Origin of the sequence: Pseudarthrobacter sp. R1 (assembly GCF_024494415.1) — a bacterium.
In the GTDB taxonomy this organism is placed as follows: domain Bacteria; phylum Actinomycetota; class Actinomycetes; order Actinomycetales; family Micrococcaceae; genus Arthrobacter.
Genome location: NZ_JAMKFI010000008.1, coordinates 1,155,618 through 1,168,817, shown reverse-complemented (window position 1 = coordinate 1,168,817; position 13,200 = coordinate 1,155,618). Strand labels below are relative to the sequence as shown.

At 66.5% G+C, this 13,200-nt stretch carries 6 protein-coding genes; 5 read left to right on the top strand and 1 reads right to left on the bottom strand.

Features of this window, described 5'->3' with window-relative positions; all coding sequences use genetic code 11:
- The first annotated feature begins 50 nt into the window (after positions 1-50).
- The 5 genes from M8J71_RS16380 (at position 51) to M8J71_RS16360 (ending at position 12,581) form a co-directional block, all read left to right on the top strand.
- A complete protein-coding gene (locus M8J71_RS16380; protein WP_256248824.1) occupies positions 51-4,220 on the top strand; it encodes a type IV secretory system conjugative DNA transfer family protein in 4,170 nt (1,389 codons plus the stop codon).
- Positions 4,221-4,386: 166 nt separating this feature from the next.
- The gene (locus M8J71_RS16375) at positions 4,387-9,948 is read left to right on the top strand and encodes a hypothetical protein (RefSeq protein ID WP_256248823.1); all 5,562 of its coding nucleotides are present in this window, start codon (positions 4,387-4,389) and stop codon (positions 9,946-9,948) included.
- Position 9,949: 1 nt separating this feature from the next.
- On the top strand, positions 9,950-11,704 hold the full coding sequence (locus M8J71_RS16370; RefSeq protein ID WP_256248822.1) for a hypothetical protein: 1,755 nt from the start codon (positions 9,950-9,952) through the stop codon (positions 11,702-11,704).
- Positions 11,705-11,734: 30 nt separating this feature from the next.
- The gene (locus tag M8J71_RS16365) at positions 11,735-12,100 is read left to right on the top strand and encodes a hypothetical protein (RefSeq protein ID WP_256248821.1); all 366 of its coding nucleotides are present in this window, start codon (positions 11,735-11,737) and stop codon (positions 12,098-12,100) included.
- Positions 12,101-12,209: 109 nt separating this feature from the next.
- Positions 12,210-12,581, top strand: coding sequence for an HU family DNA-binding protein (locus M8J71_RS16360; protein ID WP_071416746.1), 372 nt, complete (start codon positions 12,210-12,212; stop codon positions 12,579-12,581).
- Between the two features lie 231 nt (positions 12,582-12,812).
- Here M8J71_RS16360 and M8J71_RS16355 read toward each other — a convergent pair whose 3' ends face one another.
- Positions 12,813-13,187, bottom strand: a complete 375-nt coding sequence (locus M8J71_RS16355) for a hypothetical protein (protein ID WP_256248819.1) — start codon at positions 13,185-13,187, stop codon at positions 12,813-12,815.
- Positions 13,188-13,200 lie beyond the last annotated feature (13 nt).

The following is a 13,200-nucleotide window of genomic DNA, read 5'->3' as shown; positions in this document are numbered from 1 at the left end:
TCCGACTCGGAGATCGACGGGGGTCTGACGGCGCATGGGGCTCGCACCCCGTGCGCCGTCGGCGTCTTCCGGATCACAACAGGCGCAGGACACACAGACACACGCGGAAACAGGCAGGGAGAATCATGGCAGGCAGCAAGCGCAGGGCGGCACGGCCCGAGGCCAGCGGCTGGGAGAAGATCTCGGCGCGTCGGCCGGAGGAGACGCTGACGAACCGGGACATCTATGAAGACCAGCAGCTGGACCGCGGCGAGCGGCTGAGCAAGAAGTCGAACACGTCGGGCCTCGTGCTCGCCGGCGTCGCTGGCCTGCTGGTCGCGATCGTGGCGTGGGTGCTGTACTCGGTCATTGCTACGGCAGTGCTCACGCTCGGGGCGACGATGGGCGGTGGCCTGGGCGGAAACAGCAGCGGAAAGCCGGACTCGTACTACGTGGAGGACACTACGACAGGCCAGGGCGGGGCCCCGATGACGTGCTACCGCGCCGTCAACGAGAAGGGTAACCCCGAGATCGGCTCGAAGTGCTACCCGGATCTCAGGGACGTCCCGGTGCCAGCGTGGTGGACCCACGCAGGCAGCGCCGCCCAGGACGCCCCGAAGGCTGACCAGGGGGCCACGCCCACGGCGACGAACGTCGGCGGGCAGCTGGGGTCCGTCACCGTGTTCAAGCTCTTCCTGACGCTGGGATCGGGCGCGCTGGTCATGATCGTGATCTCCACCTGGACCGGACGCCAGGTCGCCAAGCACAACGCGACGGTCGACCACACGGACATCAACGACCACCGCAACGACCAGCACATCGCGCTGCCGGAGGAGGTCCAGCAGAACTACGACTGGTTCCCGGACGCCGGTGCGCACTCGGAGGTGCAGGTCAGCTCCATGATCAGTCACATGATGCTCAGCAAGAAGGGGCTGGGCACGGTCAAGGTCTCCCGGCGCGCAGATTCCGACGTGATTGACCAGGACGGCAACATCGTCTACTACAAGGGTGAGGTCATGGACGGCGACGACGGCGAGCCGCTGGTCGAGACCCTGCCGCTGATCGACGAGGAGTTCGGCGAGGCGCTCTTTGACGCCTCGGGCCTGCCCCGGGACAAGCGGCTGCGCCGGAAGTATGACGCAACGGTCATCCCGTACAACCCGCCCACCGAGGAGAGCCAGCGCAAGGCCAAAGAGGCGAAGGACCCTGGGAAGCTCCAGGGCGCGAACCGTGACAAGCTCGGGCCCTACCGTACGGTGTCGGACCTGATCACCGATGACTGGGAGTTCCCGGCGTACGAAGTCCAGCGCCCTGCCGGTGCCTACATCGTCGACACTGCTCCCGTGAACACGATGGTGCTGGCCATCACCAGGGCGGGCAAGGGTCAGACCTACATCGAGCCGATGATCGACATGTGGTCGCGGGAGAAGAAGCCCTCGAACATGGTCATCAACGACCCCAAGGGCGAGCTGCTCGTCAAGAATTACATCCCGCTGGTCACGCGCGGCTTCGAGCCGGTGCAGTTCAACCTGATCAACGCGATGAAGACCGACATCTACAACCCGCTGGGCATGGCCGCCGACGCCGCCCGCGAGGGCGACTCGACCAAGTGCGCGCTGTACATCGAGAACATCGGCGAGGTTTTCTTCCCGCTGGACGGCGGTGAGGACCCGGTCTGGCCGAACGCGGCGAACAACGCCTTCAAACGGGCCGCCTACGGTCTCATCGACTACTACCTCGAGGAGGAGCGTGAGCTGCGCGAGTACGCAGCAGCCACCGGCATGGACCCGGGCACGCTGGAGCAGCGGCTGGACGACATGTGGGGAAAGGTCACGCTGTACAACTGCTACCAGCTCTTCGTGCAGCTGACCTCGAAGAAGTGGAAGAACCCCGCTGCCGAGCTGGAGAAGCGCATCAAGAACGGCGAGTTCGAAGAGGACGAGGACGCCCTGGCCGAGGAGCAGGCCAAGGTCGCCGAGAAGGACTTCCTATGGGAGGGCAAGGCCGAGCAGGACCTGCTCACGCTCTACTTCAACGCCACCCAGGCCCTGCCGCGCAACTCGATGCGCACGCTCGTCGGCAACGCCCACAACGCCTTGGTCGCCATGGCCGGTGCGGAGAAGATGATGTCCTCGGTCTACGGCATCGCGATCACGGGCATGAGCTTCTTCACCGACCCGACGATCTCGACCCTGACCTCGGGCAAGCCGAGCCAGAACACTGACCTGGCGGGCCTGTCCTTCCCGCGGCGGCTGGGCGTGCGGTTCTCGCCGAACTTCATGAAGCGCGACCACCTGCTCGGGCAGATGGCGAGCTGGTCGGCGTACGCGGACCCGATGTTCACCCAGAACCTTGGCAAGGACTTCGAGCACTCGGAGATCGTCGGCCGCGTGGGCTGGGCGCGCTATAACTTCAAGGGAATCTTCCCCGGCGACGAGGCCTGGCTGAAGCTGGAGCTGAAGAACCCGCAGAGCGGCATGCTCGTGCGCACTTTCTACTTCCACTTCCGCAAGAGCTACCAGCTCTCCCTCAACGGCCGGCACTTCGTGGTCGAGCCGGTCACCGGCAAAAAGATCGTGAAGAACGGCGTGCTGCGCGAGCTGCGACCAGTGCGGGAGGGTGGCACCCGCGACGGGAAGATACTCTCGTTCCAGCCCGGCGACACGACCTTTCCGAGCCGCAAGCTGGACTTCTCCGGCGGAGGGCACCCTGAGGAGGTCGAGGTCCGGGCGCGCGCGATCACGCAGACGATGGCGCGGTACTCGGAGTCGCCCAAGGCGGTCTTTCTCGTCACTCCCCCGCACCTGATGAAGTACGCCAAGCTGATCCTGATCCTGGTCAAGCAGCTGGTGGACGTCTCGTTTGACCAGTCGTACATGACCAAGTCGAACCAGAAGCCGCTCTACCGCACCCGGTTCATGCTCGACGAGCTCGGCAACCTGCAGTCCGACGGTAATGGCATCGCCGGCTTCGAGACCATGCTCTCCATCGGCCTCGGCCAGGAGCAGCAGTTCACGCTTATCCTGCAGACGCTGCAGCAGCTGCGCGACGTCTACGGCGAGTCGGTCGACAAGATTGTGCAGGGAAACACGAGCAACATCGTCTTCCTCAAGTCGACCGACGACTCGATGATTGAGACGCTGGAGAAGATGAGCGGCAAGACTCACCGTACCCACGCCAGCTCGAAGCAGATCACGCAGAACCTGGACAAGGTGGTCGGCGGGAAGACGGACGGAGCGATTTCGCGCACCTGGTCGACGGAGGAGGAGCCGCTGATCAAGTACAACGATTTTGCCTTCCTCTCGCCGCGCAACTCGATCGTGCTGCGCGCCGGCGACGCGCCGGTCTGGAACCGCAACGAGACGATCCTGCCGATGTCATTCAAGCTGCTCGGCAACACGATCACCCACCCGGGGCACGAGTACTCGCTGCAGACGATCCCCACGCTCAGCTCCGCGATGGAGTTCGACGTGCGCATGAACCAGCCGGACTTCGTCAAGATGCTCGACAAGCGCATGGCCCAGGCGGTCAGGGCGGCCGACGCCAAGACGCTCTACCAGGAGACGTACGACTACAAGGACATCGACATCGAGCGCCTCGACCCGGACGTCTACTCGGACGAGGTCATGGAGGTCATCACGCGGATGGTTTTCACCGACGAGAGTGGCGATCCCAACGCCCCGGTGGTCGTGGACCCGGACGACTACGAGGCCATGATGCTGGGCAACGACGAGGAGTTCCTGGAGGACGTGGAGGTGGCCGCGACCGTGGCTGCCCACCAGGCGACGCAGAAGGACCACAAGCGCCTGGTCTACGCCGAGGGCACGGTCAGCAAGGAGATGCTGACCAATCTCGACGGCTCGGCGAAGGTCAAGGCCCTGGACCTTGAGATTGGTGAGGCGTACAAGACCGCGCTGGTGGAGATGCAGCGGGACCGCGAGCACTTCTCAGTCGGCGGGGACGGCGAGCTGCGCAGCGCCGACGGGTCAAAGACCTACATCAGCCAGGTCCGTTCCGATGCCTACACCGACGCCGCCCGCAGGATCAACGGCCAGATCAGCGACGAGGGCTCGCGCGTGTTCGCCGAGCAGGACGTGACCGAGGAGGATCTGCGGTCGCTGGCCACGGTCAAGGTGCACGCCGCCTTTTACACGTACCTGGCCTCGCTGCCCAGCTGGGAGGTCCTGGCCGACGGGGTTTTCGACCGGGCCATGGCCGTAGAGATGAAGTCCCGGGGGTAGTGCCGGCGGGTCTATTCGCTCCGTGCCGGGACAGTCGATGCAATTCGACTGTCCCGGTATTCGTCTTTTGGCTCGTTTCTGACTCGTCTATCGCCTCCATTCGAATCATCAGGGTATGATCTATACATAGTTATGTCCCCGAGCGTCCACAGGAGGCTGAGTAGCAATGAAGAAGGCACACGGACTGAGGCGGTACTTCTACGAGTACGTCCTCTACAAGGCAGTCGAGCAGGCCCGGGAGCAGAGCGGGGAGATCATTCCGATCTCCCAGGCGAAGGCCATCCGTGCACGGGTCGACCAGATCCTCAGCCAGCGCGGAACCGCCCTGGCTGATCCCGGACTCGGCGTCACCGCGTGTCTGACTGCGATCGACACGGCCTTCTCCGAGCGCGTCCCGGACTACGAGGCGCAGTTCGGCGACCACTCCCCCGCCAACGAGCGCTACCAGACGCTGCAGCGCGAGTTCACCCGTGCCACGGGCGTCGGAGCGGAGATCGACCCGCGTTCGGCGCGACTGCCGATCAGCCCTTACGACCCGGCCTGGTCCGAGCGCGCGACGGTGAAGCGCGCAGGTACCGAGCTGCTGTACATTCCCGACGAGACGATCGTGAAGAACGCCGGCGGCGAGGTGGAGTCCTTGTCTGAGCCGCGCCGCGGGAACATGACGCTCTGGCGGCTCGACGAGGACGGTAAGCCGTACGAGGCCGGCCGTGCCATGACCAACGACGACGCCGCAGGCCTCACGGCGCTCATGGACAAGATGAGCCGCCAGGAGTACGACCAGGTCCGCGAGTGGGTCATCGACGGCGGACGCGACCCGCAGACCGGCCGCGTTGACCGCAACCGTTTCATGTCCCAGCGGGCGGTGGCGCGCTCGGCGGCGCTGCTCGAGGAGCTGAAGTCCCAGGGCGTGGCCTACGAGGTCCTGCGCGACCGTGAGCCCGGGCAGATCAAGGCCCGGATCTCCGGGACCGGCATGGAGATCCGCCTCACTGACACGCGCCAGGAGGAGTACGCCGGGGCGCGCATCTACGACAACGGAACGGTGCTGCGCTACAGCACCAATCACCGGGTGCCCGGCGGCATGGCCGTGCCCGCCCCGACTTCCGAGGACGCCGTGCGGCTGTTGCGTTTTGCCCAAGGCCTGCCCATCGAACGCGAGGATCTTCCCGGCACGGTGGTCGGCGTCGTCGGCTCCAGCCACCCCGAGCATGGCCGCGGCCGCTCCCTCATCGACGTGCCGGACAGCTATCACGTCGACCGCGAGAGCATGTTCGTCGTCGCGGACTATGTCGTCCCCGGTGAGAGCGCCCCGCGCCCCGGGTCCAAGGTCATGCTGCGCCGGGATGCCAAGAACCGCTCCCTGCCGACCTTCTTCGTGGATGCAGAGCCGGCCGAGGCCTACGGTCGCGAGGCCGTGGACACCGCGCGGGAGAACCTGCGCGCCGCCCTGGGCGTCGAGGAGCTGATCCTGCGCGCGGAGTCTGAGCTGCAGCGCACCGAGGGCGCGCTCGACGAGATCGAGCCCCCGGAGTATGCCTCTGACCCCGAGGTCGCGGCGATCCAGCGCTCTTACTGGGACGTGCTCACCGGAGCGCGCAGCGAGCTGCTGCGTCCGGGCGCGACCGAGGAGATGTACCAGGAGCGCCTGGAGGAGATCGGCGAGCTGCAGGCCGGTGAGCTTCCGGACCTGGGCAACCTCGTCTATGGTGGCACGGCCGCCGACAAGGTCCGTGCGCACGCTGATGACGTTCCGTTCGAGCTGGTCGGCACCTGGGATGCCGAGCCGCACCTGATCGACGGTGAGTGGCTCGACCAGCGCTTCGACCCCGCCCGCGTCGCCAAGTACATGACCAGCCCGACCGGCCAGTGGTCTAACCTGGACAACCTTGCCTCGGCGCTGCGCCGCTGCGGGGTGCCTCCCACCGAGCTCATGGGTACCAGCTTCCAGACGACCCGCTTCAAGGACCGGATCGTCTCCTTCCATGCGGCCACCGCCGCCCCCATCGCCGAGCATCCCTCGGAGTTCATGCGCCGGATCGGTCAGACCGTCCGGGAGAGCATCGAGCGCAACGCCGCGACGCCGGGTGAGATCCTGGTCGACGCGCAGGGCGTCATCAGCTGGACCGCCGAAAAGCTGCGTCGTGACGGCAAGGCCACGCCGGTCTCCGGTGAGATCGGCCAGGTCTTCGATGTCGGCAGCCATGGGGAGATTGTCACGCGCTTCGCCAGTGGCGAGAACGCGCTGATCGTCCCCGGCTACGAGGCGCGGATCAAGGCCCAGACCCCGGGCGAGGCCCCCAAGTCGGTCGAGGAGCGCACGGTGCTGCGCGGCTACGAACAGCTGATGCACGAGCGCATTCAGTACCAGCTTGCCGGTGACCTCGTCTCCGGCCGCAGCCGGACCGGCGAGCCGGCCTCGCTGAACGCGGTGTACTCGCAGCTCTACGGCACCAAGCACCCGGTTGACTTCCTCGAACGGGCCACGACGTATGAGGTCGACCCTGCCACCGGCAAGGCCACCGCACGGCTGGACGAGTGGACGGCCTCGATCCTCGAGACCGAGGCCAAGCGCGTGCGCTACTCCAACGAGATCAAGCAGGGCTCGACGATCTACGCTGAGTACCGCGCCGAACGCGATCGCACCGACCCGGCCGACGACAACGTCTTCGACGCCTGGCGGCTCACCGGTGGACGGAACATGACGGTGCTCACGGGAACCGACCGTAACCATGTGACGGCTCCCGGCGGCTTCTTCGATCCGGTGATGACCGGCGGCGCGACCAACCAGGGCATCGTGCGCTACCTCACCGAGGACGCCGCCGTGCGCCCCGACGGCACGATTGAGCCGGGTGACCCGGAGACCGTGACCGGCTCCCGCGCCCCGCTGATGAGCCGGCCGGAGCTGGAGACGCTGCGCTATGACCCGTTCGACCGCCAGCAGATGACGGCCTCGACGATCATGCAGTCTTCCGAGGTGACGAAGCCGACCGGCACCGCTCTGATGACCTTCGGCGGCTGGACGGCCGACGACCCGATCGTGGTGTCGACGGAGTTCTCCGAGCGGCATCGCATCCGCGGGGCCGGTGGCCAGCTGCGCGACCTCGTCGTGGGCGACAAGATCAGCGATCTGCACGGCAACAAGGGTGTCGTCTCTCTGGTGGTCGACCGCCACATGGACCCGGACGAGGCGCGTGTCCAGGGCCTGGAGCAGGAGGTGGCCTGGTTCAGGGAGAACCCGGGCATCGACGTGGTGATGAGCCCGTTCTCGCTGATCTCCCGCCGCAACGCCGGATCGGCGCGCGAGCTGATGGGTGGTGCCGTGGGCGACATCCGCCGCCCGGCCGTCCAGGGCCCCGATGCCGGGCCGGTCGACGGAGGGTTGGGCGAGATGCGGTTCGTGGTCACCCACATGGCTGTCGACGAGAAGACCAAGATCTACGACGACGAACAGGTGCGCGCCGGCAAGGGGCGCAAGGCCTCCTCGCAGCTGGCCTGGGCGCTGCAGTCCCAGGACTGCCCGGCGATCATGCGCGAGTTCTACGGCCACAACTCCGGTGCCGAGTCGAACCTGCGCGAGTATCTGCTGGTGGCGGGACTGGACATGGAGGCCGACGGCACCCTGCGTGTCGTGGGCCAGGCCGAGAGTGTCGACGAGCGGCCCGAGCGCCGTCTGATCCCGATGCCGGAGCTGATGCGCACGCAGCCGCGCAGCGAAGGCGCGACGCCGGGGCTGAACACCACGGCCATGCGCAAGTCCTTCGGCGACCTGATCGGCGATCGTGGCGGTGACATGGAAATCCCCTTTCCGCTGACCTCCCCGACGAGTCAGCTGACCGAGACGGTCAGCGCGACTTCGTGGAAGCTGCCGGTGCTCTCTTCGCACCTGCGCAGCGGACAGGAGTTCGACGACGGCACGTCCGTCACGCACGACTACACGCGCAGCTACCAGGACGTCTTCGTCGAAGCCTGCCGCTACCGGTACATGGCCGAGCAGCTGGACGACCACGGCCTGTCGCCGGACAAGCGCGCCGAGGTGCGCCGGGGCATGAGCGAGTCTGTCTCGCGGGCACAGCGTGCCTTCGAGGCGATCACCACGGACGTGCAGAACCGCGTGCTGACCGGCAAGAACAACATCTTCAAGACCGGGCTGATGAGCTCGCGCCTGTCGGACTCGGCCACGATGGTCTGGACCGCCGACCCTCGGCTGGACATCGATCAGATCGCTCTGAGTTCGGTCAAGGCCGAGCAGCTGGGCCTGGCCGAAGGCGATCACGCGCTGGTCTGGCGCGACCCGGTCCTGCGCGACGCCGGCGTGCGCTACATGCGCGTGGCGATCGACGACCGGCTCACCGGCGCGGCGATCAACCCGGTGATGGACCAGTGCTTCGACGGCGACTTCGACGGTGATGCGGTCGCCGTGGTGAGGCTGCACAGCGAGGCCGCCAAGGCCGAGGCGATGGCCAGGCTCTCGGTCGGAGCGAACCTCCTGGACACCGGCGTGGTGAAGGCCGACGGCTCGCACCCGCTGGCCATGCAGGTCTCGCTGGACACCCAGGTGGCGCTGTCCAAGAACCCGGAGCTGGCGGAGAGTCTTGAGAGTGCCGTCAAGGAGGCGAACCGCCTGCGGTTCGTCAGCGATCCGCACGAGGTTGCCGCCGGCCACGAGGTCCTCGTCGAGGAGCTCAGCGATCTCTATCGCTCGGCACAGCGCGGCGAGTTCGGCTCGGCGCTGACCTTCAGCAGCCGCGAGGCGCACTTGCAGAGCGTGCGCGAAGTCTGCGTCGAGACCGGAGCCAAGGGCAGCGAGAAGAAGCTCGGGGACTACGCCCGCAACCTCGGCGACGAGCAGGGTACGCCGGGCATCACGCAGGAGGACCAGGAGGCCTCGATGTTCGCCACGGCGATCAAGGCCCACGGCACGGGACTGGGTGGCTCGTTCTCCCAGCGTGCGGTGCGCGCCCTGCGCGGCGCTGACCTGAAGGCGGTGCTTGAGGTGACCTATCCGGTGACCCAGTCGATCCTGCAGGCCAAGCACGACGCTGCGGAGGCCCGGCACAAGTACGAGATGTTGCAGGGTCCCGGGCGCGATCTGTGGCGCGGCCGCAAGCTTGAGCACACCGGCCCCGGCCAGTGGCGTCCCGAGTTCGCCGACGGCGAGGCTGTCCAGGCCACGGCCGAGGAGTGGGAGGCCCAGTTCGTTGAGTTCTACGAGGCCAAGGACGGGTTCAACGTTTCGGTCAACCCGGACTGCGTCGCCCGTGTCGCCCGCGCGCTGGAGGACCCGAAGTCGGGCCTGGTGCGCAACCTCGAGGAGGACCCGTCCCTGGCGGGCACGGTGATGGACCGTATGGCCTACGGCGGCGACTTCGAGGCGCTGGTGCAGGCTGCGAAGAATCGCGAGAGCGTCTTCGACGGCGAGAAGAACGAGCAGTTCGCCTCAGCGGGCACCCGCCGTGCCCGGGCCGCGGCGGCGCGCGAGCTCGACGCGTTCGCGGCGCACGGCCTCGACGGGCTGGACGGCCTGGACTCCGCGGAGGCCGCGGTGGATGCCTCGGTCCTCAAGCGTGACGTGCTCGCGCAGACCGGGGACGGGGCCGCCAGGGCGCGCGGTGCCAGCCGGCGCTCGGCACACGCCGTCGGCGTGGGCGGCCGTCGCCCGGCCTGGACGCCGAGCTACGAGACCGGGCAGCAGCAGAGTGACGACGACTATGGACTGGGAGGCTGACATGACACAGGACACGGAGCAGGAAATGGGTCCGGGCGGCAGGGGCCGGGGGCGCAAGGCACTGCCTGTCGACCCGTTGGGCGACGTCCATGCCGTGTGCGGGATGGACGGCGGGGAGGAGGACATCATCGACGCGGAGATTGTCGACGAGCCGGAGACGCAGGCCGGACACGACACCTCACGCGGGCAGCGCGAGCGGCTGCGCGACCGTGCCCGCGGCTTCTTCGGGGCCGCGACGCGGGAGCGGACCGAGGAGCGGGAGCGCCAGCGTGCACGCGACCAGGAGCGCGCTGCGGCCGACGATGACGGCCTCGACGACCGGGAGCGGCTGCTGAAGCTCCGGGCGGAGACGCGGCTGGCGGGCGAGGCGTACATGCAGACGCTGCGCGATTCGAAGCTGCTCGTGCCCGGCTTCAACGACGGGGAGCGCACGAAGGAGTTCGACGCGATGCACGCGGTCTACATGCAGATGATGATGCAGGGCTGCCTGCGTCCGCTCACCCGCGGCGTGAAGCCGAACTCGGTCATCCAGGCCGCCGGCATGATGATGGCAATGCGGATGCTCGCTCCTGACTTCAGGAAGGAGATGGACTCCTACCTGCAGCCGTTCAAGGACAAGGTCCAGGACCGGATCGACGCGAAGACCCGGCACATCGGCGAGAGGGCCGAGCGCCAGGCGGCCCTGGTCGGAGATCTGTTCGGGGGCGCGCCGGAGGCGCAGGAGGCCGCCGGCGACGACGGCGGGAAGCAGTCCGGGAAGTCGGGCGGGCGGTGGGGCACCAGCAGGGACGACTTCCTTTCCCGGCGCTGGCGTACCCGCCTGGAGGACCTGGAGCGCCGCGAGCGGGGCAACCGTGAGTTGTTTACTCCCGAGTCGGCGGCCATGACCGAGGTCGCACTCATGGAGAACGCCTTCTGGAAGATGCGTGACCCCGAGCAGGACGCGAAGCAGATCAACGCCAGCTACAAGGCCCTGCGCAAGCGCCTGCGCCAGCAGATGGAGGACGACGGGGTCGACCGTGCCGAGGTGGTCAAGCGCGCCCGGACGATCATCGGCGAGCGGATGGAGTCCGAGCCGGAGCTGCGCCTGATGTTCAACGGCGTCGCGCACGGCCGCATCGTCAAGGCCCCGCCGCACGAGGCCCGCCTCGCGGGCACCGACAGGGTACGCGAGGTCTGGACCGGGGAGTTCGACGACCACCTGGGCCGGCGGATCCCCGACGAGGGCATGTTCACGCTGCGCCTGCCGATGGAGCCGGACGAGCACCAGGTCCAGCTGGCGGAAACCATGAAGGCGGCGATGCTGGACGGCGTCCAGCGTGGCGACGGACAGGCCCTCGGCGGCAGTGTCATGGGCTACATGATCGGTTTCGCGGCCAAGAAGCAGGGCCTGGACACCCGCGGGCTGCCCGAGGACCTCCAGCAGCGCCTCGACCAGTCCGAGAGCATGCTCGCAAGCATGGAGATCGATGGTCTCTCTGACGAGGAGCAGCAGCGTGTCTACTCGAACGCCTACGTGGACGCCATCGAGGAGCTGAACAAGGAGGACCCGGATTTTGAGCACGAGCTCAAGCTGGCCCTCGGCGAGGACTGGCAGGACACGATGCGGGCCGCGGTCGACGATCCCGCTACTTTCCTGGCGGCGCAGCGCACGCGGCCCCAGCCCTTCCGACAGGGGCCCGGCCCCTCGGCCCGGCCGGGGCCGGAGGGCCAGTGGAGCCGCGACCGCGGAGCCGAGGACTACCAGCCGGCATAGTCCGGAAACGAACGAGAAGGAGACAGGACCATGAGCGACGACCAGCAGGTAGAGCAGCAGGAGCGGTACGGTTCCCGGCTCGCCCAGATGTTCGGGTACGTCACGCCCGAGGACCGCGGTCGCTGGGAGCAGCAGCGTGCGCAGAACAAGAAGAACGTCAACGCAACCAAGCAGGGTGCGAAGTCCTCCGTGAACTCGATGATGGAGTTCGGCGACAAGAACATCAACGCCAAGCTCAACGCGGCCCACCGGATCGCCGACCAGCAGCGGTTCGACGAGTCCCACGACAAGATCGTCAGCACACGGCGCGATCCGAAGACCCGGTCGATTATTGAGTCAGTTGACTACGAGTACAAGGACGACCGCCAGTCCATTGATCCGGATTTCGAGCTTTAGTTGAATGAATACCGACAGGTCTGTGGATCGCTTTTCGACAGGCCTGTCGGATAAACTGGTTTTCAAGCAGGAAGCGGACGACGAGGGATGATAGGACAAAGGTGTGGGCATGAAGACGACGGTTCATCCGCGGATCAGCAAGCGTGGATTCATCTCGAAGGTGGCCGGCCGCAGCGGACAGCCGATCAGGGTGGTGAGTGAGGTGTATGAGTCGCTCATCGCGGAGCTCACCGACGCCGTGCGCCGTGGAGACACCGTCGTGCTCACTGGCTTTGGCCGCTTCGCCCGGCAGACGCACAAAGGCCACAAGGTCCGGTTCGGCAAGAAGGACGTGGATGACTACTCGGTGCTGAAGTTCTCCGCGTCACGCAGCATCAATCGACGGCTCGATCCGGACGCTGACCTTGGTAATCCGGAGGCGTTGCGATTGATTGACGAGTTTGACGAGGCTGAGGAGGGCTTGGTCCGGGCGGCGGGATAGACGAGGGAAAGTTGCTCACGGAAAAATAAGAACCCCGGCGATGCGGAAGCATCACCGGGGTTCTTATTTGTGCACGGGGCTGCAGGTGCTTTTGTTGCTTGGCAGCTTTGTGATCGGGCTGGGGCCGATTCTTTGGTATGTCGGTTGGTTCTGGCAAAGAATCGGCACTGACAAAGCACGAGCTACGTTTAAGGAGTCCCCGGCAGCTGCGCCCCGGTAAATACCGGCAGGTCACAGGACCTTGATGGCGGCCTTTTGCCGTCGTTTGGCACTTGCGGTCCGGGCCGCTTCGGCAATGCTCCAGGCAGCCGATTCAGCAGTTCCGTTGGCCGGATGCACGAGGACACCGCGTGCGCCAGTAATGCTGTCACCTGTACGGGTGCTGGCATGAACGCAGTACCTGCGCTGGTTGTGCACGGTGTAGGTGACTTCCAGCTCGAGCTTGACGTCCCAGATGTGTTGCTGGTCCCGCAGAGCTTTCTTTGTCGCTTCCAGGAACATCAGGGCTGCGGCATCTTCAATCTGCTGTGAGGTGGGTTCCTTGTAGCGCCGGCCACCGGCAGTCCCGGCAGACCCAGCGGGGTTTGTAACAGCTTCAGTGGACATGACGACTCCTGTT

What these genes read in the sequence shown, in the direction of transcription:
- M8J71_RS16375 (WP_256248823.1), top strand. Translation starts at nt 4,387, where the DNA reads ATGAAGAAGGCACACGGACTGAGGCGGTACTTCTACGAGTACGTCCTC.
- M8J71_RS16370 (WP_256248822.1), top strand. Translation starts at nt 9,950, where the DNA reads ATGACACAGGACACGGAGCAGGAAATGGGTCCGGGCGGCAGGGGCCGG.
- M8J71_RS16365 (WP_256248821.1), top strand. Translation starts at nt 11,735, where the DNA reads ATGAGCGACGACCAGCAGGTAGAGCAGCAGGAGCGGTACGGTTCCCGG.
- M8J71_RS16360 (WP_071416746.1), top strand. Translation starts at nt 12,210, where the DNA reads ATGAAGACGACGGTTCATCCGCGGATCAGCAAGCGTGGATTCATCTCG.
- M8J71_RS16355 (WP_256248819.1), bottom strand. Translation starts at nt 13,187, where the DNA reads ATGTCCACTGAAGCTGTTACAAACCCCGCTGGGTCTGCCGGGACTGCC.